The sequence below is a fragment of the Nostoc sp. FACHB-280 genome (genome assembly GCF_014697615.1).
GTDB lineage: Bacteria > Cyanobacteriota > Cyanobacteriia > Cyanobacteriales > Nostocaceae > Nostoc_B.
In genome coordinates this window covers 85817-110532 of record NZ_JACJSD010000004.1, presented here as the reverse complement: position 1 = coordinate 110532, position 24716 = coordinate 85817, and the positions used below count along the sequence as shown (strand labels likewise).

The window sequence follows — 24716 nt, the reverse complement described above, 5'->3', positions numbered from 1 at the left end:
TAACAACTATCTTCACCAATTATCCGAAACGATAGCCAAATCCTCTTACAGTCACAATATATTCGGGGTGGCTAGGGTCTAACTCTAACTTCTCCCGCAACCAGCGAATGTGAACATCTACAGTCTTGCTATCGCCAACGAAATCTGGCCCCCAAACCTGATCTAACAACTGTTCCCGCGACCAAACTCGCCGCGCATAACTCATAAACAATTCCAACAACCGAAATTCTTTGGGGGAAAGATTGACTTCTTGACCCCGGACTAATACTCGACATTCTTGGGGGTTTAAGGTCACGTCTTTGTATTTCAGAACTGGTAATTGCGGTAAAGTGCTTAAACGTTGACGACGCAGCAAGGCGCGACAACGAGCCACTAATTCCCGCATACTAAATGGTTTGGTGAGATAGTCATCTGCGCCAACTTCTAAACCCAACACGCGATCGGTTTCACTTCCCTTGGCACTCAGCATCAAAATCGGTACTGGATTGCCTTGATGGCGCAGCAAGCGACAAATATCTAAACCATTGATTTGCGGCAACATCAAGTCAAGAATCACCAAATCAAAGGGGAACTCACCGGAGTTGGGTTCAACACTTTTGAGATACTCGATCGCAACCCTTCCATCTGGCGCTGTTACGACCCCGTAACCTTCCTCTTCCAATGCTACAGATAGCATCTCTTGGATTAATTCTTCATCTTCTACCACTAGAATCTGACTTGTGTGTCCGATATCTGCTCTGGCAGAATACTTGGTCGATTCACTGGTGTACATTGATATCACAAAAGTCTGCCCTGTGCTTGTATCAATATTGAGAAACGAGTCAATTATCTAATCTTTCGGTGCATTCACTGTCGCACCTGAGCAAATTACTTTGCAAAAAGTAACATATATAACAGTCATGTCTACAAAACATTATAAAGCAAGTTTGTTGCATATTAGCAAAAAACTCGTTGTCAAACTTCACACTCAAGTGTTATGGAGTTTGCTGTTATCTGCTACTAGTTGCAGACTAGGTGATTCTACACTGCTACATTGCCGAAAAACAAGCTTTTCACGTCAGCCATCACTCTCTCTTGACAAGGGCAAGAGAGTTTGAGTATACTTATTAGTACAAATTTACTATATACAAGCGATCGCAGTATTAGGTGAAAACATCTAAAAAGCACGAATGCTAGGCAAAGTAAGACTTTTGCCTTCTGCCTCCTGCCTATTGCTAATAGAAGCCATACCAACAAAAAAACAGTACGGTTAATTGATATCGTACTTGATTTTCTGCATTTCTTCATTCCAGTATTTGTACTGAACAAAAATCATGGTTTTAAAGGTTACTCTGATGTCTGCATAGGGTAGCTATTGGTATGGTTTGCTACCCAATCAATTCATTGCTAATTAAGGGAGTTTGAGTATGACTTCAGTTGCAGTTAAAGACAGTAAACAGCAACTCATGCAAGCATTTCAACAAATTTTAGCTGAACAAAAAAAATTAGAATCAAAAATTGCCACTAAACAAGAAGAAGCTGAAAAAATCAAAAACCAAGAAATTTTAACTGCGGCTTCTACATATACAGTTGATAGTATTGTTAAAGGTTTAGCCGATTTACAACTAGAATTTGGTAGTATTGTCACCTCTCTCTCCGAAAAACTGGCGAAAGAAAATTCCAAATTAGATGAACTAAACCGAGCGATAGAAATTGCCACTCAAAACCTTCAAGAACTACAAAGAATTAGAATTGTTGCAGATACATTAGATATTCTCACTCAAGAACATCAAGAAAAGTTAAAAACTTTAGAACAAGATACCGCCAGTAAAAAAGAATCTATTGAAAAAGAAATTGCTCTCAAACGTAAAGAATGGCAAAAAGAACAGTCAGAGTATGAAGAAGCAGTCACCACATACAATGATTCTACTAATAAAGAACGTCAACAAGAACAAGAAGAATATCAATATAAATTAGAAACTACTCGTAAACTCAACACTGATGCTTACGAAGCCAAGAAACGCAACTCAGAAAGAGATATCCAAGAAAAGACACAGGAAAAAGAAAAAGACTGGACTGAACGGGAGAAAGTTCTATCTAATAATCAAGCTTTATTCAAAGAATATCAGCAAAAAGTCGCAGCTTTCCCCACTGAGTTGGAAGAAGCAGTGAAAAAGGCGCGAGAAGAAGCAATTAAAGGAACTAGTCAAAAAGCCAAAATTGAAGCTGATTTGTTTGAGAAAGAATGGGAATCTACCAAGCAAAGCTATGAACTCAAAATCCAAGGCTTAGAACAGACAATTACTAAGCAAACTGAGCAAATCGAAAGTATTTCTACCCAATTACAAGCAACTCTGAAGCAAGCGCAAGATTTAGCTATGAGAGCTTTTGGTAATTCTGCTGCTAAATAGATAATTCTTATCTGAGTAATTTAGAATCATTGGAGGTTAAATATGGCTAGTAAAAAACTCACAGATAAGAATACTAAAGCGGAAATTTTGCAAGCTTATGAAGAGTTGTCCAAAGAAACATCAGGGTTAAAAACTCAACTAAATCAGGCTTTAAAAGCAAATCAAAATACCAACGTAGAAAAGCCAAAAGTAGAACAAAATACAATTATAACTATGACTCAGCCTGCAACTATCCAACAAAAGATGAATTATACAATTGAAAGTTTAGCTAAAATTCAATTGGGTTTTGGTAGTGCGGCAAATGAGTTATCAGAACAGTTAACAACACAAGCTTCTAAATTAGGGGAAATTAGACAATCTGTAGAAACAGAAACTACCGCATTAAAACAATTACATAATTTAGAAGTTGGCGAAGATACTTTAGATACTCTGATTACAGCTTATGAAGATAATTCTAAGGCATATCAGGAAGAATATAATCAGCGTTATGAAATATTATCCCAAGAAATACTTGAGCAACGCATTGCTTGGCAAAAAGAACAGGATGAATATAAGCAATCAATCAAAGAACGCAATGATAATTTAAATAAAACCCGACAGCGAGATACAGCCGAGTACAAATATGATTTGGAACTGCAACGCAAGCTAGAATCTGATGAATATGAACAAGCTCAAAAAACTTTATATAAACAATTAGAAGAATTTCAGCAAGAAACAGAAAAGCAATGGGCTGAAAAGGAAAAACAAATCTCAGAACGCGAAAAGCAATTTGAAGAAGCGAAAGCAAAGGTAGAAGCATTTCCGAAAGAGAAAGAAGCAGCCATCAAAAAAGCTACAGAAGAAGGTAAAGGAATTGCTCATTACCAAGCTAAAGTAAAAGCTGATTTATATGCAAAAGAAGTCGAAGGGCAAAAGCGTTTCTATGAGCAAAGATTACAATCTCTAGAACAAACCATCACTAATCAAGAAACACGCATTCAAAATCTATCTAAACAATTAGACTCTGCACTGAAACAAGTTCAAGATTTGGCAGTTAAGGCGATTGAAGGAACTGCAAATGTCAATTCTTACCAAGCAATTAAAGAGATTGCATTAGAACAAGCAAAAAGTCAGGTGAAGAATAAATAGACATTAATTTAGAGACGTAATTAGTGATTACGTCTCTACTTTTTAGGCATAATTTGTAATAAATGATTATTGATAATCAGGGTTCGGTTTTATTGGGTTTACCATTGTTCAGAGGTTTCTTACGAGGAGTTGCGCTTTCATTAGATTTTTTGTTGGGTTGGGGGTTGGTGTTTGATTTTTGGTTAGACATAATACTGTGGAATTAACTCTATATTGACATACAACAAGAATATTACTGAATCCAGAAATTAGTTAAAAAATTTACATATAAAAATAAAAAAGAGACGCGATTATACTTGCGCCTCTAGACAGAGAAGAAACCCAATATTGTAGAAAATTAAAAGTTTTAGTAAATGTGCTTGTTATAACTTATTGAAGTTTTATAAAAAACTATTCTGGTTTATTAATTTCGTTCGAGTTCTGTTGATTGATTTTGTCAATTTTGCCAATAAACCGAGTAGCACCAGGTTCTGTTTTACTTGGCTTACCGTTATTACGGGGTTTTTGACGAGGCATAAGATCACACTGATTGTTCGTAAAATCTTTACTACTTTAACTCCAACAGTGTAAATAGCAATTCCGGAAATTAGAGACGTTGTACACAACGTCTCTACTTGTTGGAACTATTGAAAGCAACTTAGTATGAGTTTGTTTAGCCGCGATTTTGCATCGAAGCTATTGTTAAGCAAAGGAAGAAAAGCCAAGATTGGGTGGTATATCTTGAATGCGTCCTGGGCCGATCGCTCGTAGTGCTTCTTTGAGTAAAATATCGCCAGTATACAAAGCACGTCCCACAATTGCACCTGTGACACCTAGTGGTTCTAAGGCTAATAAACTCAACAAATCAGTTACCGAACTCACACCGCCAGAAGCAATTACTGGGATGGAAATCGCATTGGCGAGTTCGCGTAATGCTTCAATGTTGGGGCCACTAAGAGTACCATCACGGTGAATATCTGTGTAGATAATGGCTGCTGCACCTAATTCTTGCATTCGCACAGCTAGTTGGGTGGCTAAAACTTCCGAAGTTTCTAACCAACCACGGGTGGCTACTTTCCCATTCCGCGCATCAATACCAATGATAATTTTTTGGGGAAATTCTTGGCAGAGTTCTTGGACTAGCTGTGGTTGTTCGACGGCGACAGTCCCCAGAATTGCCCATTGTACACCCAAGTTAAACACTTGCTGCACACTAGAGTGATCGCGCAATCCACCACCGATTTCAATTGGTACTGATATTGCTTGAGCGATCGCTGCGATCGCTTTCAAGTTTACTACTTTACCCGCTTTTGCACCATCTAAATCAACCAAGTGCAAGCGAGTTGCACCTTGATCTACCCATTGTTTAGCCACATCAACAGGATTTTCACTAAAAACTTGGGATTTTTCATAATCTCCCTGATACAGTCGCACACAACGACCTTCAAGTAAATCAATTGCTGGTATTACATCCATTTATCTTATCCTTGGTTAATTTTCAAAAAGAGGGAGTGGGGAATTAATGGGGGTAAGGGTGTGAGGGTGTAGGAAAAATAAAAATTATTTAGGACTTACGCAAAATCATGAAAAAACGAACCGCAAAGGGCGCAAAGGACACGAAGTTAAGAGGATTTGAGAGGGTTCTTGCGTAAGTCCTATTATTCTTTCACTGCCTTCTAACTCCTGCCTTCTGCCTCCTGCCTTCTGCCTTTTAATTCCTTCACAGCTTGGCGAAAACCAATCACCAGCAAGATGTTAGATAGGGTTAAAAAGACTTCCGCACCCCCATGTAACCAATCGACATTTGCCAAAGCTTCGCCATAATGCACTTTGGCGTAGATACCTGCGGGGATGGTAATACCGACAAATACAAGTGTGCCGTAAAATCCATACAGTGCTAAACGGGGTACTTGTTGACTGCGGCTAAGAAACCACAAGAAACCCAAATAGGGAAACAAGGAAAGGGCAAACAGGGTTTCTTTTGAGATCATGGTTTTGATTTAATAGATGAGACTGCAACATTATCTGTGACACTTTTGGCAGACTTGCTGGAACGCCAAATCCATACCGCAGCTGCCCACAGTGTAAAATTACCAACTAAAGTCATGGTAGCTTGCAAAGTTACCAGCCATTCTAGAGATTCTGCATTGTCAAAATAATGCCAAGTGCAAGCACACATGGCACTCACCAAAGCTGGTAACATGGCCAGGGACAATCCCCACCAACTACGATTACCAGTGAGTTCGCCGTAAGTCCAGATTAACCAAATCGCGGCAATCCACTCAATAACGCTAGAAATGTGAATAATCCAAGTGGGAATTGATAAGGCGTGCATAAATAAGTCAAAAGTCAAAAGTCAAAAGTCAAGAGTCAAAAGTTAATCTTCCTCTGATTCTTTCTTCTGTTCTTCAATCTTCCCACAAGGAAATTCCTCTTTGATTGACAAGATGGCTGACATACTATGAACTGTTGAGAAAAAGTTGATATTCTAAAATCCAAATTCTAAAGATGGGAACTATGCGGGCGTTATTGTCTGGTTATTATGGCAAAGGTAACGGTGGTGATGAAGCTTTACTGGCGACGCTTTTACAAATGTTGCCATCTCATGTTACACCTGTGGTGCTTTCTGGCAATCCCGAAGAAACGCGCGATCGCTACAATGTAGAAACTTACAATCGTATGGCTATACTACCTGTACTGCAAGCTTTACGTTCTTGTGATGCTTTGATTTGGGGCGGCGGTAGTTTAATTCAAGATGTCACCAGTACCATTAGCCCTCTGTATTATGGGGGATTGATGACATTGGCGCAAACAATGAATTTGAAAACCATTGCTTGGGCGCAAGGTATCGGCCCTTTATTGCGTCCGCAAACGCGCTGGTTAGCCAGACGCAATTTTGCTGATTGTACCAAAGTTAGTGTCCGCGATCGCGCCAGTGCGGCTTTATTATCAAATTGGCAAATTCCCCACATCATCGCACCTGATCCTGTTTGGGCGCTACAAGGAAAACCAGTCGCCGAACTTGCCGATTTACCTGCGCCGAGAGTTGCTGTAACATTGCGATCGCACCCTCAACTCACCCCAACCCGCCTAGCTAACCTCACCAAAGCATTAGTCGATTTTCAAAAAGCTACCCAAGCATTTATTTTATTGCTGCCATTTCAAAAAAGTGAAGATTTAGGTATAGCCCAAGCCATTCAACCCCAGCTTGCTGATGTTAGCCAAATATTGTGTCTGGAAGATCCACAACTATTAAAAGGTGTATATCGTGGTGTGGAAATGGCAATTGGAATGCGGTTACACAGTTTAATTATGGCTGCGGCTGAAGGTTGTCGCTGTTTTGCCTTGAGTTATGATCCCAAAGTAAATCGTTTAATGGAAGATTTAGCCATACCTGGCTGGGATTTAGAAAATTTACCAGATGAAGCAAATATCATTAGTAAAACTTGGCTGGAATATTATGCTAAGGGTGAACCACTTCTGCCAGAAAAAATCCAATCTTTAGTCGATAGAGCCTTAATGCACCGCGAATTATTGAGTGAAGCCTTGAGTTAAATTTTTGGATATTTATTAAGGGAAAACCCAGATAAAAATTATTACAAATAAAATAGGAGCCAGCAAGGCGATCGCAGCTAAATCTATAATAGAAAAATGCTATCAAATTCTCCTAATTTATTAAGACTATCCCAAGGACAACTCAACTTATTAGAACGTTGTCCCCGTCAGTTTCAGCATACGTATTTAGAGCAACTCAATTCTCCCGCAAATCCAGAACACGAAGAAAGACAAACTTTGGGTAGTCGGTTTCACTTGCTCATGCAGCAGAGAGAAATCGGTTTACCAATTGATAGTTTATTACAAGCCGATTCTCAACTACAAAAATGGATGTCTGCATTTGCTAATGCTGCTCCCGAAATTGTAACGCCTACAATCAATAATCAAATTTTCCGGGAAAGCGAACACTATCGTACTCTACAAGTTCAAAATTATTTACTAACTGTTATTTATGATTTATTAATTGCAGATAACCAGCAAGCGCAAATTTTAGATTGGAAGACCTATCCCAAACCGCCAGATAAACGTAAATTAGCCCAAAACTGGCAAACACGCCTTTATATGTACGTATTAGCCGAAACCAGCGAATACTTACCAGAAAATATCTCAATGACCTACTGGTTTGTTCAGTCTGAAGGTAGACCACAAAATATAAAATACACCTATGATAATAAGCAGCATCAGCAAACAGCAAAAGAACTCAACCAGCTATTAAATAATCTAACTAATTGGCTAAAACTTTATCAAAAAAATCATCCATTCCCACAAGTTATCGAGACTAGTAAAGCCTGTAATTACTGCCAATTTGCCGTTCGTTGTCAACGTACATCATCAACTGAAGACACAGTAACATATCCATTAATAAATATTGATAACATTCAAGAAGTCACCCTTTAATTGATATAGCACTTCTTGGTTTAGTGAGGTACACTTTTTTGAGGCTATAGCAGATTTGATTTTTGAAAAAATCTAAGGCGAACGGCCGTTCGCCCCTACCTTTGGGGAACATGAAGTACGATCACCTACCACCCTAGTTCAAAAATCAAATATGATTCCTATGGAAGCTAGAGGGTGTAGCTTCTATAATCGGGAAAAAGTTAAAACATTTACCTGACTAAATCGAGCATTAATGTCAAAAATCAAAAATATTGTGATTATACCTCTGTTTTTAAGCCTTTTAAGCACACCAGTTAAAGGTAACGAAAAATTAACACCACCAGTCGTCTCGCCAGCAATTTATGGTTCGCAAGAATGGTTTGGAACGTATACACAATTAATGTTTTATAGAGATTCTGTCTGTGATATTGAGGGAGTTGATTCAATCCTTTGTGAACGTGCTTTTTCAGAATATTTTCGATGGATGGATTCTACAGAAAGTAGTATAAATTCAAAAAAAGAGTGGATAGTATACCTAACTTTAGTTTGCAATTATGCGGATAAACCATTTTCAGTTACAGCTCCCGTGGACTGTAAAAGAGCTTCTGAAAAATATTTAAATTGGTTGAAAAAATCTCTTTGACGAGCCTTAATTTCCTAGTCTTAATCTTAAAGTTTTGTAAAGTTTTGTGAGGTGTAAATATCACAAATACTCTAGATTAAAAGCTGCAACTATCATGAGAAGCGTTAATACTATAGGACTCATATTTTATTTTTGAAAAAACTTAGGTAGCTGTAAGCTAGTTATTAACTACTATATTTTATGTTGACTAATAATTTTACTGAACATGCCCACACTACGTCTATTTCTGAAGAAAGATGATAGGAAATATGGAGTAGAAAACTGAGAATACATGAGAGGTAAAGTAATAAATAATAAATGACGAACGACAAATGACAAATGACCAAACACAATGGATTTTAGCACCAACTGAACAACCCCCAGATTGGTTTATTGCAGCAGTCAAGCAGTACACACCTGCATCGAGTGGATTATATGCAGCACAATTATTGTGGCAAAGAGGTATTCAAGATTCTCAACAACTAGCCACTTTTGTTAACTATCAAAATTATCAACCTGCTAGTCCCTTTGAATTTGGGGAAGAAATGCACCTAGCAATCACCAGATTACAACAAGCAAGTAAGCTTGGTGAAAAAGTGGCGATTTGGGGAGATTTTGATGCTGATGGTATCACTTCTACTGCGGTGTTATGGGATGGCTTGGGGCAATTTTTTCAGCAACATACACAGTTAACTTATTACATTCCCAATCGCCTTAGAGAATCTCACGGACTGAATAATTCAGGAATCGAGAATTTAGCAAAACAAAATTTTAAATTAATAGTTACTTGTGATACAGGTAGCACAAATATTGATGAAATTATCTATGCTCAACAGTTAGGTATAGATGTCATTGTTACCGACCATCACACCTTACCCGCCCAACGTCCACCAGTTACAGCTATTATTAACCCCCGTTATTTACCAAGTGAACATACATTATTTCATCTTTCTGGGGTAGCAGTTGCTTACAAGTTAGTAGAAGCACTTTATCAAACTCTGCCGAACGTCCCGCAAGATGCACTGGAAAATTTATTAGATTTAGTCGCAGTCGGGTTAATTGCTGACTTAGTACAACTCAAAGGAGATTGTCGGTATTTAGCACAATTGGGAATCCAACGTTTACAAGCAGACTTTAAACAACCACCAACCGCACGACGACGACCAGGTGTAGGGCGATTATTAGAATTGTGCCAAAAAAGTGGCGATCGCCCCACAGATATTTCCTTTGGTTTGGGGCCGCGCATCAACGCAGTTAGTCGCATTCAAGGTGATGCGAGTTTTTGCGTAGAATTACTGACTAGCCGCGATGCCAAACACTGCAATCAATTGGCTGAAGAGACAGAACTTGCCAACACTCGCCGCAAGTCATTACAAAAAGATGTCCAAACCCAGGTAGCCCAAAAACTCACCCAATTAGATTTATCAACCACCAGCGTCATCGTCCTTGAAGATCCCCAATGGCCAGCCGGTGTATTAGGCTTAGTCGCCGGACAAGTAGCCCAAGAAACAGGCCGCCCCACAATTTTGTTAAGCACTGAATTAGCAGAAGAGCATACTTCGACTTCGCTCAGTAACCATACTTCGACTCCGCTCAGTAACCTGGGAAACAGAGGAGCTTTAGAAGAATTAGCTCCTTTATCTTCTAACTCAGCACTCAACACTCAGCACTCAGCACTTGTACTAGCCCGTGGTTCAGCCCGTTCCATCAATTCTGTTGATTTATATCAACTAGTCAAAGACCAAGCACATTTATTACATCGCTTTGGTGGACATCCCTACGCCGCGGGTTTGAGTTTACCAGTCGAGAATATTCCTTTATTTACCCAAGCAATTAATCAGCAGTTGCGGCAATCTTTGGGTAGTACAGAATTGATGCCTACGGTTCAAGCAGATTTAAAAGTTACCGTAGCAGACTTGGGCAAAGAATTATTTTTAGAATTAAAACTCCTAGAACCTTGTGGGATGGGAAACCCAGTCCCAAAACTACTCATTCAAAACTGCTGGTTTGAAAATGCTTGGCATCGCAATCAGCAAGACTGGCAAGGAAAAAAAGTACAGTACATTAAAACCGATTTTAATATTCGGGATGACTCTACTAAAAATCCTTTTCCTGGCGTGTGGTGGGGGCATTATAAAGATGAATTACCTGTAGGCAAATCTGATTGCATCGTCGAATTAGATTACAACAGTTTCAAAAAACGCTATGAAATCAGATTAATCGCCGTCCGTCCTAGCAATAACTCAGAACTCACTCAACAATATTCAACACAAATCCTCGACTGGCGCAACCAGGAATACTCAGCACTCAGCACTCAGCACTCAGCACTCATCCTCGAACAATGCCCCACTAGCTGGGATGAAATACGTATGTGGTGGCAACGCTCACTTTACAATCATCAACAATTAGCCTTAGCTTGGTCTAAACCTCACTTACAACCACCGCAAGAAATTTGGCAGACTCTAGTTGGCATAGCTAAATATCTGAGTCGTACACAGCAGCTAGTTACCCGCACGCAACTACTAGGAAAATTAGGCATAGGCGATCGCAGCTTACTACTAGGAATCAAAGCTTTAAAATATTGCGGATTTATAGCTACCAGACAAGACCGTTATTTACAAATCAGCCAAAATTCCCAAACAATTTCATCCCATCTAGTAGATACAGCCGTTACTCAATTTCTGTCCGCAGTCAGCGAGGAACAGTTTCAGCAACAATATTTTTCTGAAGTGCCTTTATCTACAATTGTGGCGCTTGTTAATCGACCCATAGCATAAAAGTTCCAAGTCCTGAGTCATTACAGGACTCACTTTTTCATATTTGCATACGCAATATATTTTACAAACTATACATGGTGCTTAATTACACCTATATAAATTTTAAATTTTTAAGATAAAATCTAGATTTTATGTTTATCATACTAGCTATTTTTCTATTTATATTACAGAATTATGTATAAAAAAGCACCTAAGCTATGAGGATTTACTGCTTGGAAAAAGTTGTGATTTAGCAAAAATTCTGATACTTTTTGATAGTCCAACAAGGCTCTAGTAATACTCCATCTAATTTGCCAACCTTAACACAACTTTATCTATAGTTCTCAAAGCTAGATTTATCCGAGTTTTTTCCTAATCAAAGCTTCACAGAAATTTCGGTAGATTTAGCAAGCCAAGAACCAAAAACTACGAGTTAGAAATAATGTAGCAATCTTGCGTTTATCCAGTTTGAGAAGATAAATTCCCATGACAACAAAACTATTTCAAACTCTAGCAGCAGCTACCACCTTGGCCGGTATCGTAGCCACCGCAGGCGCAGCAAACGCAGCTTCTCTTTCTTACACCACTCAATACCAATACAAGCCTACAGATGGTACACCAGTGTCAGCTGATGGCTTCTACGCGACAGATATCGAAGATATAATCAGTGTCCAAAAGTTTGACTCAAAATTAGGTACTCTCAAAAGTGTAACTATAGATTTTGTCGGTCAATTAAAGGGAGATGCAGCTTTTGAAAATAGAAGCAACAGAGCTTCTACGGTTTTAGTAAATCTTGCAGGTACTTTGAGATTAGAACTACCAAAAGGTGTAGAGCAATTTAACATTGAACCAACACAGTCTTATAGTTACAACGTCGCCAGATATGATGGAAATACTGATTACGCTGGTGCTTCTGGCAGAACACTGAATGGGCTGACGGCTACTTTGACACAAACAAGAACATTCACTAGTAGTGATGGACTTTTTACTAATTTCCTTGGCAAAGGAACAGCAGACTTTAATTTCTATGCAGATGCAACTTCCAGCATTCAAGGTTCAGGCAACATTAGCTCTTTGATTAATACTTATGCTGCCGCAGGTTTGACTGTCACCTACGAATACGACCCAGCATCTGTACCCGAACCTTCTGCTGCAATTGGTCTTGGCTTAGTGGCAGGAATCGGTTTAATGTCCCAACGCAGAAAAAATTGGCTCAAAGCGTCTAACTAATTGGTAGAAATAGGTGAGTCTTCTCACCTGATTCAATCTACTAATACCAATTAACAACCAAAAAGCACATTGCATTATTTACAAAGGTGTGCATCTGTTAGACACAGTTCATGTCGATTATTATTGTCAGAATCATCTTTTATTTAACAGTGAAAAACCTAGACTTTTAGTCTGGGTTTTTTATTTTGGTTGATATGTTGTGGTGTGTTTAAGGAATTTAGTTGTGTTTTAGCTAAATTATTTTGCCTGAATCAGATTGTGCCAATGCCTGTTAACCTCATACTGGGAGTTCACAGTTTAAAAATTTATGTATATGGCATCGCCTGAAAATCAAGCTCTACCTACACAAGACATTAAGTTACTAGTTTTAGATATCGATGGTACGATCGCAGGTAAATCCAATTCTGTAAGCAAACCTGTCAAACAAGCGATCGCAGCAGCCCAAGCTAAAGGCATTCATGTTGCAATTGCTACTGGGCGTATGTATCGTTCTGCTTTACGCTTTCATCAAGAAATTCGCTCTAACCTGCCATTAGCAGCTTATCAGGGAGCCTGGATACAAGACCCAACTAACCAGAAAATCCACTATCACTTACCTGTAGCCAGAGAAATCGCATACCAACTACTAGACTATTTTGAACAACCCCAGTGGCGATCGCTGCTTTCTATTCACTTTTACATTAATGATCAACTGTATGTGCGGGAGTTAACGAGAGAAACTAAAATTTACGCACAACGTTCAGGAATTACCCCCATTGCTGTGGGTGATTTACGCAAAATTTTAATTGAATATGAACCGACAAAAATTCTAGCTTTGTGTGATGACACAGAAGCAATTAGCCAATTATTAGGAAATTTGCGTCGCCAATATACACCCGCAGAACTTTATCTCACAACTTCTGTTGCTACTTTTTTTGAAGCCACAAATCCTGCTGTTAATAAAGGTGCGGCTGTACGTTATTTTGCTGAAGAACTTCTCGGTTTGCAAAGAAATAACGTTATGACTATTGGTGATAACTTTAATGATTTAGAAATGTTGGAATATGCTGGTGTTGGTGTAGCAATGGGCGATGCACCCACAGAAGTGCAAGCGATCGCTCAGTGGACAGCTCCCAGTGTAGAAAAAGATGGAGTTGCGATCGCCATCGAAAAATTTTTACTTTCTTAAAGCAAACTGTTTAAACTTTTTTACATTATGAAATCAGAAAGAGCGCCGACGACTGGCCGTGTTTCGTCTCGGCGCTCTTGCTGGTTCGCTCCTCACACAACAGCAAGTATAGTCGAACTACTTTTCCGAGTCAATAGCTATGATAAAAACCGTCATATTTTCCTCAGAAACAATACTGATGAACAGCACGCTCGTTTCTCGCAAAATTGCGTAGCTGTTTCTTAAAATTACAACTTTATAACGTCCATAAATTCTAGGAATCCGGTTTGATTTCCGAATCTAGTTGTGTAGATAGCGAATGGGTAGAGGCGGGTTTACTCAATGAATCTGTGGGTAAACAAAATTCTTCATTAACCCGCCGTACAGGAGTAGGAAAGAAGTCTGATCCAGTATATTGATTTTTTCATCAATTCAATATTCAGCCTCCTGCCTTCTTTGTTGCAGCTTCCTTACAAAACTACAGTTTCATAGCTCCCACAAAGCAGCAACTCCTAGTTTTTCTACTAGTAAATATCTCAGTAAATGTTGGGTTACTATTACCAAACCCAAACGAGCTTGAGCTAATTCCGGTGAATTAATTTTTACATCACCCCAAATACGACACTGACACCACAATTTTTCAAAAGCCTGGCTCAACTTCAAAGCGGTTTTTTGCCAGTGAATTGCATCATCAATCTCAGAACATACCAAGTCGTCCACTACCTGCACTAACTGAGCGAGTAAATTCTTCTCTGTGGAGTGATACAGCCAAAGTTGGTTGTCTTGGTTTAACCAAGGTATTGGTTGTTGAGATACTGGTTGCCACAACGTTGTGCTTGTATCTGGTAAAGGTTCCCGTAGTTTTATTAATCTTTCACGATGACCAAGCAAGAGTAACGAACAACATCTTGCATAAGCGTATTGAATAGCAAATATCTGGGATGGGTTGTGATTGTTAAATTTGGGAGTTGTGTTTTCTGTTCCCATCTTTCCAAGTTTTTCTCTGCTTCCCATAACCCAGCTTTGTAGCCAACTTGCCAAATAAGTTGGTTTCAATTCAAAATAAATCCAACCAGGTGGAACAATTTTAACTATAAAAACGTCGCCACTGGTCGCCAATAATTTAGGGACAAGAGTATTAGCTATATCCATAGCAGTGCAATTATGAGATTTTGCCAACTGCTGTGCCACTCCTGAGATATACAAGATTTTTTTATTATCTCTATCTTTATATAGATGATTTTTTTTTAATTCTTTGAATTGTATATTTTCTGCACTAGCAATATCACTGAGTGCCTCCCGTAACAAAGCATTTGTTAGCTGCTTAATTGATGAGTAACTGCTTGCTATAAGCCTATAATCCACTTAATCTGATAAGAACGGCTTTTAATTATTTCTTTAACAATGGCTTGTCATCTTCCTTTAGATATAAGTTTTATCTATATAAAGAAAAATGAGAAGACCATAAAATTTAATAAATATTCTATGAATAGTAAGTAAACTTTACTACCATCATTGTACAGTAAGAAGTATAACAAAAGAGTAGGCGCTAAATTGCTCTCTACTCTTTGGATGGCTGGCGCTGTTAGGCGTTAAGCCTACCCGTCAACACAAAGACACTCCTTGCACCTTGTTTTATGACGTCTTTGTCTTCAGCCGAACGCTCTTTGTTACCTATGCAATCTCCATCCTCCTTTTCTGAGGCATCACGCCCCTTTTTGACTTGGCAACGTATTCTTGATTGGGCTCAAGAACACTATCGTTGCCGCACCTTTAGCAAAGATGAGCGCATTCCAGCTAGACCTGGTTTGCTGTATTTGGTGCAAAGAGGTGCGATCCGTATGGTGGGTACCGCTCAAGTGAGTGCTACTGCCAGTCAGTTAACATCTCGACGCATTAACAGAACTCCAGAAGAAGCCTTCTTGGGTTTTGTGGGAGCAGGACAACCATTTGAAATTGTGGCTCAGTCACCATTCACTCTCCAGGCATACGCTCATGTTGACCAAACTGCGGTGCTGTGGATGTACTGGCATGATTTAGATAACTGGCCTCACTTCCGGCGCGAGGTTATGGATGCCTTTAGGTATCAGCATCAGCGTAAATTGTTGTGGCTGAGTGCCTTGGGTCAGCGGCGCACAATTGACCGCCTACTAGGATTCCTCACCTTGTTAATTGAGGAATATGGCGAACCCGCTATGAGCGAAACTGATCCCGATGTGATTCGTGGCTATTGTTTGCCTTTCCCTCTTACTCATGCCCAAATTGGTAGTGCGATCGGCTCTACCCGTGTAACTGTGACCCGCTTAATGGGTAAATTGCGTCAAAGAGGTTTAATCCTCACTCAAGGAGATAATCTCATTTGCTTGCCAGCAGAGTCGATTAATAGAGCAAGCTAAGACGCTATTAGAGTTCCTGTAATGGCATCTATCAGAACTTGATCCCGATCAGTCATCAGTAAGTTGGCGCAGCAACACCTCCTTACTGTTGTGTTTGACCAATCTGTTTGACCACCACAAACAGATTGTGCGTAATCGGGTGTTTTCTGGATAAAAAGACCTTTGTGAGAAGTTTTTTCTTAGACAGGATATTCACAAAGGAAAAATAACAGTTCTTGGTAGAGAACTAATTTATGATTTTTTTTGCCTGCCAATCACAGGAACTAAGTTAAACAGTCAAGATAATCCTTGTTTAAGGCAAAAGTGTAGTAGATTCCAGTCATAAATATCAGCCAACTTTCAATGAAGTTTGGGTGGTCTAAAAAACTCACAATTAGAGTCGAAAGTATTGATTACCCTAGACTAGTTCAGTGCTATTGTCTGCCTTGTTGTTATCAGTGGTGCAGTGAAAATACGGTTAATTAATTCACAGAATTGGAGCCTAACCCTAGGCTCCAATTGCCATTTTTATGCCATTTTTACCTTACACAGTAGACCTCTTGCACGAATGTTATAAAACACGAATTTTAGGTCTCACGCAAAGGCGCAAAGGCGCAAAGAGTTACAGAAAATTCGCTTGTTTAGTAGGCATAATCTGATTTATGCAAGAGGTCTAGTGAGATGGTTTGGGAAAGAGTATAGGGGTATATATGTTCAAAACCCTTCACACCATACCCTTTTACACCTATATCCAGTCTTCACAGACCAGTAGGTGGTCATGATTAGCGCAGTCTCACAAATCCAGCTTTAGCAATTAATTCTTGTCCTTGATCTGTCAGTAACAAGTTGGCGTAAGCTTCACCTGCTTGCTGATCTGTTTGTCCATTTTGTTTGACAATGACAAATAAACGTCGGGTGATGGGATATTCGCCAGTTTGAAATGCCTCTGTATTCAGTTGATTACGCTGTTGCGGACATTTATCTAAGGGAATATAAGGTTTTTTGTAAGGTTCTACAAATTTGTCTGGCTGTTTACCTAGAGGTAAGGCTTTGATACTGCATTGTCCAATTACCTCTGGTGCGGAAGCATAGTAAATTGCACCAGGATTTTTGGCTACTTCTTTTAAGGCGTTAGTTGTAGTGTCGATAAATTGGACGTTGGTAGCAAATTTTTCTCCACCTAGGACGTTTTCATCAAAAAACTCAATGGTGCCACTATCTTCTGGACGGCGAGAATATGGGGTTATGGGTAATTTTGGCCCGCCTAACTGTTCCCAATTATTAACTTTACCTGTGTAGATGTCTTTTAGCTGGGTGAGGGTTAAGCCAGGAAGGTTGAGGTTCGGATGAACTGCGATCGCAATTCCATCAATTGCTACAGGTATTTCTTTGAGGGCAAACCCTAGTTTTTTTGCCTGTTCATTTTCTTCTGGCTTCACAGCACGGGAAGACTGAGCAAATGCTAACTGATTACCCAGCAGCATCTTAATTCCAGTTCCAGAACCGGGTGCAGCTTCTATCGGCTCGGTGTAACGTAGTTGAAATTTGGGCCAGACAATAGCTACGGCTGAGTCTACCTGCTGGCGAATTGGAGCCCAAGTTGTACTACCCCCATAACTAAATAACCCCGTGGGTACATCGGGTATTTGCGAGAAGGTATCAGTATTTGGCGTTTCTACCCTGGCTCTAGTGAGATAACTGCCTTTGATGCCATAGCTGTGAGAAAACCACCACAACAAACCACCTACTAGTCCCAAGGTGATTGCTAGTGTTAGAACCAAAACTTTAGTTTCGTTAGTTCTATGTTGTTGTGTCATAGTTGGTGGCGTAGTTTTCTTACCCTGAAAGTAATTTCTCATTTTATGGGTAACTCTAGGTTAAAGTTTGATTAAACTCTAATTTCCTAGTTGCAATTTTATTAGTACGAAATATGATACACAGTACTGAAATTAGATTCCTGAAATTACTGGTTGAGACAAAAATATAGCATTTTATGATGTTTTATTTAAAACATCATAGATAATAATTTATATATAAGTTTAAATAGTGCTGTTACGGCAATAGCTACTAAACTGCCAGCAATTCCTAATATTACTATTTGTTGAATATCCATTCCTGCCTGCAAGGAAGGAACAAAAAGAACGATCGCAAAGGTAATTGTTGCCACAATCAATAAATTTGTGGTTTTAATCCAGCGTCGAGTTTGAGCAAAAATTATCACACTCAAAATCACGATGGTAATAATGAAAGCGATCATGGGTGATATCAAACTAGATAGAGCGATCGCTATCAATGCACCTTCAAAACCGCTCACAGCAGCTCCTGATAATAAATCTGTGGTAGAAAAACTAGCAGGTGGCTGTATAACTGGCGGTTGAGTTGGTGTGTTTGTGAGTGTAGTTGGAGGGATGAACTGCGGAAACAGTTCTTTCAGTACTTCTTCGGCTGATTGAAAACGTTGACTGACCGCAGGCAACAGCATTTTATCTAAAGTATTAGCAAGGTGGGGGTCAATGTCCACATGCGATCGCCAAGTCCACTGATTAATTAGCGGATCGAATAACTGGGGGGCTGGTTGACCGGTGAGTAAAGTCACAGCAGTCACCGCTAAAGCATATAAATCTGTACAGGGAAATACTTGATTTCCTGTCATTTGTTCTGGGGGGGCAAATCCGGCGGAATAAATTCCCGTTGATGAGGCGACTGTTCCTGATGCCACATTGGTAACTTGCTTGACTGCGCCAAAATCTAAGAGAAATAATTTCCCATCTTGGCGGCGCATAATATTTGATGGCTTGATATCTCGATGAATAATACTTTTATCATGAACAAACTTGAGGATTTTGAGAATTTCCTGCAACATATATAAAATTTCGGCTTCCGAAAATTTCCCTTTTTGGGTTAATTCTTCCTCAAGATTCAGACCATCAATATATTCTTGGACTAAGTAAAAAAACTGTTCTTCTTGATTGGGTTGGGTAAAACTAGGAACAGTAATTTGGAAAAAAGCGTAGAGTTCTGGGATTTGTTCGTGTTCTCGGCCAATTTCGGCTAAGACATCTGCTTCTCTTTCAAATAATTGCTGGGCGATGCGTAGTTGATTAGCACTAATGTCTCCCGCGGGTTGGAACTGTTTGACTACACAGGCACGAATCCCTGGAATGCGGCGATCGCGTGCGAGAAAGGCAGAGGCAAATCCTCCCCGACCCAGTAGTTTGGTAGACATATATCTCCCATCAAGAATGAGTGGCATACCACAGGTAGCGCAATATTTTTGCTGCGCTGTTTTGAGGGTTGACACATCATCTAAGTCGGCAAAGTAGTTTTTCGGGCGGGGGCAGCGTGGACGAGTGCAGTAAGCTTCCATGTTAGTTTTTAGTCAATAGTCCACAGTTAATAGTCAATAGCCTGTAGCCCTTAACTAATGACTATTGACTATTGACAAGTATCAGCCCTCGTCAGAGGAACTGGGTGTTGCTACATCGAATGTATTTACGACTAGTTTTTTTTGTGACAATTTTATCAGGTCTTGGTTCCATCCTGGAGTAGCAAACTGGGGTAAGATTTCCTGGCTGAATGCCTCTGCGGCTTTGGATCTATATCGGTTGGGATTAAAAATCAGCCAGAGTGTGCGTTTGACGATTACACCTTCAATTGGGGCGCAGTGAAGTACACCCATTTGGAGTTCTTTGGCGATCGCGGATGTCGAGACGAAAGCCGCTCCTAAGCCTGATTGCACGGCATTTTTGATGGCTTCGATGGAATTGAGTTCCATTTCGATTTTGAAACGTCTGGTATCAATCTCGCAGCGTGCTAGGACTTGATCGATGACTTTGCGAATAGTTGATTGGGAATCTAGGGCGATGAATTGTAATTTATATAGGTCGTCTTTTTGAATTGTGTCCAGTTTAGCAAAAGGATGGAAAACTGGCAGAATCAGGGCCAGTTCATCTTCAGCGTAAGGAATAATTTCCAAAGATTCGGCTAATTCGCCAGGAATTTCCCCGCCAATGATGGCTAAATCAACTTGGCCATTGGCGACACTCCAAGCAGTCCGGCGAGTTGAGTGGACATGCAGTTGCACTGCCACATCGGGATATTTTTGGCGAAACATCCCAATCATCCGTGGTAATAAATAAGTCCCGGTGGTTTGGGAAGCACCGACAATTAAAGTACCACCTTGGAGATTTTGTAAATCCTCAATAGCGCGGCAAGTTTCTTGACACAGACTGAGGATTTTTTCGCCGTAACTTAAAAGTAGATGTCCAGCTTCGGTTAATTGGGCGCGACGGCCACCACGGTCAAATAAAGGGACATCTAGTTGCCGTTCCAGGTTCTGCACTTGCAAACTCACGGCAGGTTGGGAGACATAAAGACTATCAGCGGCACGCTTGAAGCTCCCTTCTTGTGCGATCGCTTTCAGGATACGTAACTGATCTAAAGTGAAAGGAAGGTCAGACATAAGGTTCAACCCACAAACTTTGAAAGGAGCAGCTTTGGCAATACATCGGCTTTGATCACCAAAAAGTAAGAAATGATTTATTGCATCTTCAAATCGGAAGACTTGACTCGAAAAAAACAGTACTACTGCATCTTCGCGCAAGTCCCCTGTTGAATACTTTGTGTTATTGGTTGTACTGTATTAACTTTTGTTTAAATAACTTCACCCATGTCTACGATGCCTAATCCTTTGTTTACTCCCAGTCATTTTGTCATGTTGGGGTTACAATTTGCTTTTGCGATCGCCCACAGTGGCGGGGCTGCTCTACGTCCATTGGCTGAGAAGCGCATAGGAGCAAGGCTTTATCGCATTTTGTTTGCATTAGTTAGTTTACCGTTGGCTGTCATCCTAATTATTTACTTTTTTAACCACCGTTATGATGGCTGGCAAATCTGGCAGGTACAAGGAGTACCAGGAATACAAGCTGTAGTTTGGGTGTTGTCAGCAATTTCGTTTTTGTTTTTGTATCCTGCCACCTTCAATCTACTAGAAATTGCTGCTATTCAAAAGCCCCAAGTTCATCTGTATGAAACTGGGATTATCCGTATTACCCGTCATCCCCAGATGGTAGGGCAAATTATTTGGTGTGTCGCCCATACTCTGTGGTTAGGGACAAGCTTTACCTTAGTCACATCTTTGGGATTAGTATTACATCACTTATTTGGAGTTTGGCATGGCGATCGCCGCTTATCCCAACGCTACGGCGAAGCTTTTGAACTTGTCAAACAAAGAACTTCCATCATCCCCTTCCAAGCTATTATTGATGGTCGTCAATCTCTCAAATGGCAAGAATTTATTCGCCCTGCTTATTTAGGAGTAGCAATTTTTGTTGCTCTACTGTGGTGGTTACATCCACTGTTGATCGTAGCAACTAGTCAAATAGAATGGTGATTTTTACTGATCCCAACTATCAACAAAAAATTATGTAAATGCCAATTTCGGCTTATCAATTGCTGCCAAATCAATGTAGGATCAAATCAAATAGTTGTCAGTGGGGGTAAACTTAACCAGTTTGATCTTCAATACAGTGGTAAGTCGCTGGTCAAATATCTTGGTTGAGATTTGCGTGGCACAGTCTTCTCAACACCCTCGATGACAGCGGCAATCAGGAGTTAAAAAAAACTAAAAGCCACCGTGAAAGTCGCGCTGGCTTTTTTATCAGAGTTAAAATCAAAGCGGCAGTAATTTTTTAATCATCTTAAATCCTGAATGCTGATTCATAGATAGGTGCTGACTAAGTTGCCAATTCTTCCTGCTGATAGCTAGTTTGATATTAAAACCCTATAATTTTCGAGGCATCATGGTGTTGTCGGTTAGTGAGCGGACATTTACTCAAGAAGTTTTAGAATCTCCAGTACCTGTTTTAGTTAATTTTGAAGCACCTTGGTGCGGCTTATGCCGTATCATCCACCCTTTGTTATTGCAATTTAAATCTCAATGCGGGGAGCAAATTAAATTGGTTGGAGTGAATGCAGATGAAAACTTCAAACTATCCAATACTTATCGTCTCAAGTCACTACCCACTTTACTTTTAGTAGAAAACGGGATTATCCGACATCGCCTAGAAGGTTTTCGTGGCAGAGACGATTTACGTCTGGCTCTAGAAGAAATTAAGCTCACCTATACCAATCGTTCTAAAACATACAATCACTCCCAAACAGCAGATTTAGAATGCCGAACTGCATAATACAAGTCATTGGTCAATGGTCAATAGTTGATGATCATTAGTGAAAGATGCTATTGACTCTATCCAAATCTAAAACCATGCTTAATTACCCCGCCCAATTACTCTTGGGTGGGGTATTTTATCATCAGGGGTGTGTGTCACAATTATTAACAGTTCCGACCAGGACAGTTGCCTGCGGAAGACAGCCGCCGCAAAACTGTCCTAAGCTAGTCAAGAATTCTCAAATTACGCGTCAGTGATGGAAGCAATCTATGAATATGCCTGGCTGATTCCGGTGTTACCTCTTCTGGGGGCAATGCTGGTCGGTTTGGGATTAATTTCGATCAATCAGGTGACGAACCGCCTGCGGCAACTCAACGCTGCGTTGATTATCTCCTTGATGGGAGCAGCGATGGGTTTGTCGTTTGCCTTGCTGTGGAGTCAAATTCAAGGACACCCGACTTATCTGCGGACTTTGGAATGGGCAGCAGCAGGGAATTTTCACCTGAGCATGGGCTATACAATTGACCACCTGACAGCCCTTATGCTGGTAATTGTGACAACCGTAGCCTTTTTAGTCATGGTCTATACCGATGGCTATATGGCACATGATCCAGGATATGTAAGGTTTTACGCTTATCTGAGCTTATTCGGCTCCTCAATGTTGGGTCTGGTGGTCAGCCCCAACTTAGTGCAAATTTATATCTTCTGGGAACTGGTAGGGATGTGTTCCTACTTGCTGGTCGGCTTTTGGTACGATCGCAAGTCAGCAGCCGATGCCTGTCAAAAAGCATTTGTCACCAACCGCGTTGGTGACTTTGGCTTATTATTGGGGATTTTAGGTCTGTTTTGGGCAACCGGTAGCTTTGATTTTCATATCATGGGCGATCGCCTCGCCCAACTGGTGCAATCAGGAACAATCAGCAATTTCCTCGCCGTGCTGTTTGCGATTTTGGTGTTCCTCGGCCCTGTTGCCAAATCAGCCCAGTTCCCCCTCCACGTCTGGCTTCCAGATGCGATGGAAGGCCCGACACCAATTTCCGCCTTAATCCACGCCGCCACAATGGTGGCAGCAGGTGTATTTCTGGTAGCCCGGATGTACCCTGTGTTTGAACATGTCCCCGCCGCGATGAACGTAATTGCCTTTACTGGGGCATTTACAGCATTTTTAGGGGCGACAATTGCGATTACGCAAAACGACATCAAAAAAGGCTTGGCTTACTCCACCATCTCCCAATTAGGTTACATGGTGATGGCGATGGGCGTAGGTGCTTACAGTGCTGGCTTATTTCACCTAATGACTCACGCTTACTTCAAGGCGATGCTGTTCTTAGGTTCCGGTTCTGTAATTCACGGGATGGAAGGAGTCGTTGGCCATGACCCCGCTTTAGCCCAAGATATGCGACTTATGGGCAAACTGCGGAAATATATGCCCGTTACAGCCATTACCTTTTTGATTGGCTGCTTGGCAATTTCCGGGATGCCTCCGTTTGCGGGTTTTTGGTCAAAAGATGAAATTCTCGGTAAGGCTTTTGCTGCTAATCCATTTTTGTGGATCATTGGCTGGCTAACGGCGGGAATCACTGCTTTTTATATGTTCAGAATGTATTTCATGACATTTGAAGGCAAATTCCGGGGTACTGACGAGAAAATCAAAGCCAAACTTAAGAAAGCTGCTACAATCATCCTCGAATTAGAAGCTGAAGAACCAGCCCCGAATTTTGGCCCTGGGGCGATGAAACATGGTGAACTAGCTGCAACAGGAGACCATCATGGTTCTGGTGGTCATCACAGCGATTCTCCCCATGAATCACCGTGGACAATGACCTTGCCATTATTAGTGTTGGCTGTACCTTCGATTTTGATTGGTTTGGTGGGAACTCCCTTTGCTAATTATTTCGAGGAATTTATTTACTCCCCTAACGAAACTCTCGCTGAAGTTTTAGAAAAAGCCGCCGAATTTGAGCCGACGGAATTTTATATTATGGCGGGGGCTTCTGTGGGAATTTCCTTGATTGGGATTACCTTGGCTTCCTTGATGTACTTGCAACGGAAAATTGATCCTGCTGCGATCGCAGCCAAAATCAAACCTTTGTACGAGCTATCCCTCAACAAGTGGTACTTTGATGACATTTACCATCGTGTCTTTGTCCTCGGCTTGCGTCGCCTAGCTAGACAAGTCATGGAAGTTGACTTCCGCGTTGTTGATGGTGCTGTTAACCTCACAGGCTTTTTCACCCTAGTCAGTGGTGAAGGGTTGAAATATTTAGAAAATGGTCGCGTTCAATTCTATGCCTTGATTGTGTTTGGCGCAGTTTTGGGCTTGGTGATCGTTTTTGGGATTACCTGATTCTTTAGGGGTGGGCTAGTTGTCTGCCCTTCAGTTTTTCATTTTTGAGAGTCTCATTGTAGACTCTTTTTTTTGTTTATATAGCAGTACTTACGCGCCAAGCTTGTCTACTCAGAATGGGTATAAGGGTTTTGAATAAGT

Annotated in this window: 23 protein-coding genes; 14 read left to right on the top strand and 9 right to left on the bottom strand. The window is 40.5% G+C overall.

From position 1 onward, the window contains the following. Positions 1-19: 19 nt before the first annotated feature. Positions 20-772: a winged helix-turn-helix domain-containing protein gene (locus tag H6G75_RS04335; protein WP_190591397.1), complete on the bottom strand. Its 753-nt coding sequence runs from the start codon at positions 770-772 to the stop codon at positions 20-22. Positions 773-1406: 634 nt separating this feature from the next. On the opposite strand from H6G75_RS04335, the gene H6G75_RS04330 reads away from it, so the two are divergent. Together H6G75_RS04330 and H6G75_RS04325 are read left to right on the top strand one after the other, a co-directional pair. Beyond that, complete coding sequence (locus H6G75_RS04330; protein ID WP_190978742.1) at positions 1407-2390, top strand: hypothetical protein; 984 nt, start codon at positions 1407-1409, stop codon at positions 2388-2390. Positions 2391-2432: 42 nt separating this feature from the next. Continuing rightward, positions 2433-3518, top strand: coding sequence for a hypothetical protein (locus H6G75_RS04325; protein WP_190978741.1), 1086 nt, complete (start codon positions 2433-2435; stop codon positions 3516-3518). 390 nt (positions 3519-3908) lie between these two features. Here H6G75_RS04325 and H6G75_RS33430 read toward each other — a convergent pair whose 3' ends face one another. The 4 genes from H6G75_RS33430 to H6G75_RS04310 all read right to left on the bottom strand — a co-directional run bounded on the left by H6G75_RS33430 (position 3909) and on the right by H6G75_RS04310 (position 5832). Next, positions 3909-4034, bottom strand: a complete 126-nt coding sequence (locus H6G75_RS33430; protein ID WP_277884068.1) for a hypothetical protein — start codon at positions 4032-4034, stop codon at positions 3909-3911. Positions 4035-4199: 165 nt separating this feature from the next. After that, positions 4200-4973, bottom strand: coding sequence for a 1-(5-phosphoribosyl)-5-[(5-phosphoribosylamino)methylideneamino]imidazole-4-carboxamide isomerase (gene hisA / locus H6G75_RS04320; protein WP_190978740.1), 774 nt, complete (start codon positions 4971-4973; stop codon positions 4200-4202). Positions 4974-5173: 200 nt separating this feature from the next. Then, a complete protein-coding gene (locus H6G75_RS04315) occupies positions 5174-5488 on the bottom strand; it encodes a DUF3593 domain-containing protein (RefSeq protein ID WP_190978739.1) in 315 nt (104 codons plus the stop codon). Then, positions 5485-5832: a DUF2499 domain-containing protein gene (locus H6G75_RS04310; protein ID WP_190978849.1), complete on the bottom strand. Its 348-nt coding sequence runs from the start codon at positions 5830-5832 to the stop codon at positions 5485-5487. Before H6G75_RS04310 ends, H6G75_RS04315 begins: the two co-directional genes overlap by 4 nt. A 182-nt stretch (positions 5833-6014) precedes the next feature. Here H6G75_RS04310 and csaB point away from each other — a divergent pair, with 182 nt between their 5' ends. The 8 genes from csaB (at position 6015) to H6G75_RS33425 (ending at position 14102) form a co-directional block, all read left to right on the top strand. Beyond that, a complete protein-coding gene (csaB, locus tag H6G75_RS04305; protein ID WP_190978848.1) occupies positions 6015-7052 on the top strand; it encodes a polysaccharide pyruvyl transferase CsaB in 1038 nt (345 codons plus the stop codon). 96 nt (positions 7053-7148) lie between these two features. Further along, positions 7149-7949, top strand: a complete 801-nt coding sequence (locus tag H6G75_RS04300; protein ID WP_190978738.1) for a PD-(D/E)XK nuclease family protein — start codon at positions 7149-7151, stop codon at positions 7947-7949. A 232-nt stretch (positions 7950-8181) separates the two neighbouring features. Continuing rightward, the gene (locus H6G75_RS04295) at positions 8182-8571 is read left to right on the top strand and encodes a hypothetical protein (RefSeq protein WP_190978737.1); all 390 of its coding nucleotides are present in this window, start codon (positions 8182-8184) and stop codon (positions 8569-8571) included. 311 nt (positions 8572-8882) lie between these two features. Beyond that, positions 8883-11327, top strand: a complete 2445-nt coding sequence (locus tag H6G75_RS04290) for a DHH family phosphoesterase (RefSeq protein ID WP_190978736.1) — start codon at positions 8883-8885, stop codon at positions 11325-11327. Between the two features lie 465 nt (positions 11328-11792). Continuing rightward, entirely contained in the window at positions 11793-12536 is a 744-nt protein-coding gene (locus H6G75_RS04285) for a choice-of-anchor E domain-containing protein (protein WP_190978735.1), read from the top strand. A 307-nt stretch (positions 12537-12843) separates the two neighbouring features. Beyond that, entirely contained in the window at positions 12844-13704 is an 861-nt protein-coding gene (locus H6G75_RS04280; protein ID WP_190978734.1) for a Cof-type HAD-IIB family hydrolase, read from the top strand. A gap of 27 nt (positions 13705-13731) precedes the next feature. Beyond that, positions 13732-13929 carry a hypothetical protein gene (locus tag H6G75_RS04275; protein WP_190978733.1) on the top strand — a complete coding sequence of 66 codons (198 nt, stop codon included), beginning with the start codon at positions 13732-13734 and terminating at the stop codon, positions 13927-13929. Between the two features lie 41 nt (positions 13930-13970). Next, positions 13971-14102 carry a hypothetical protein gene (locus tag H6G75_RS33425; protein ID WP_277884067.1) on the top strand — a complete coding sequence of 44 codons (132 nt, stop codon included), beginning with the start codon at positions 13971-13973 and terminating at the stop codon, positions 14100-14102. 67 nt (positions 14103-14169) lie between these two features. Here the strand turns inward: H6G75_RS33425 and H6G75_RS04270 are convergent, their stop codons facing one another. After that, positions 14170-14835 carry a DALR anticodon-binding domain-containing protein gene (locus tag H6G75_RS04270; RefSeq protein WP_242051451.1) on the bottom strand — a complete coding sequence of 222 codons (666 nt, stop codon included), beginning with the start codon at positions 14833-14835 and terminating at the stop codon, positions 14170-14172. Between the two features lie 485 nt (positions 14836-15320). On the opposite strand from H6G75_RS04270, the gene H6G75_RS04265 reads away from it, so the two are divergent. Next, positions 15321-16079: a Crp/Fnr family transcriptional regulator gene (locus tag H6G75_RS04265; RefSeq protein ID WP_017654928.1), complete on the top strand. Its 759-nt coding sequence runs from the start codon at positions 15321-15323 to the stop codon at positions 16077-16079. A 761-nt stretch (positions 16080-16840) separates the two neighbouring features. Here H6G75_RS04265 and H6G75_RS04260 read toward each other — a convergent pair. The 3 genes from H6G75_RS04260 to H6G75_RS04250 all read right to left on the bottom strand — a co-directional run bounded on the left by H6G75_RS04260 (position 16841) and on the right by H6G75_RS04250 (position 20520). After that, positions 16841-17875: a PstS family phosphate ABC transporter substrate-binding protein gene (locus H6G75_RS04260; RefSeq protein ID WP_190978731.1), complete on the bottom strand. Its 1035-nt coding sequence runs from the start codon at positions 17873-17875 to the stop codon at positions 16841-16843. 188 nt (positions 17876-18063) lie between these two features. Next, positions 18064-19425, bottom strand: a complete 1362-nt coding sequence (locus H6G75_RS04255; RefSeq protein ID WP_190978730.1) for a serine/threonine-protein kinase — start codon at positions 19423-19425, stop codon at positions 18064-18066. Between the two features lie 81 nt (positions 19426-19506). Then, complete coding sequence (locus tag H6G75_RS04250) at positions 19507-20520, bottom strand: LysR family transcriptional regulator (RefSeq protein WP_190978729.1); 1014 nt, start codon at positions 20518-20520, stop codon at positions 19507-19509. Between the two features lie 207 nt (positions 20521-20727). Here H6G75_RS04250 and H6G75_RS04245 point away from each other — a divergent pair, with 207 nt between their 5' ends. The 3 genes from H6G75_RS04245 (at position 20728) to H6G75_RS04235 (ending at position 24575) form a co-directional block, all read left to right on the top strand. Further along, positions 20728-21450 carry an NnrU family protein gene (locus H6G75_RS04245; protein WP_242051450.1) on the top strand — a complete coding sequence of 241 codons (723 nt, stop codon included), beginning with the start codon at positions 20728-20730 and terminating at the stop codon, positions 21448-21450. 409 nt (positions 21451-21859) lie between these two features. After that, positions 21860-22246 (top strand): co-chaperone YbbN, encoded by a 387-nt coding sequence (locus H6G75_RS04240; RefSeq protein ID WP_062289379.1) that lies wholly within the window; start codon positions 21860-21862, stop codon positions 22244-22246. Between the two features lie 238 nt (positions 22247-22484). After that, positions 22485-24575, top strand: coding sequence for an NAD(P)H-quinone oxidoreductase subunit 5 (locus H6G75_RS04235; protein ID WP_190978728.1), 2091 nt, complete (start codon positions 22485-22487; stop codon positions 24573-24575). The last annotated feature ends 141 nt before the right edge of the window (positions 24576-24716 follow it).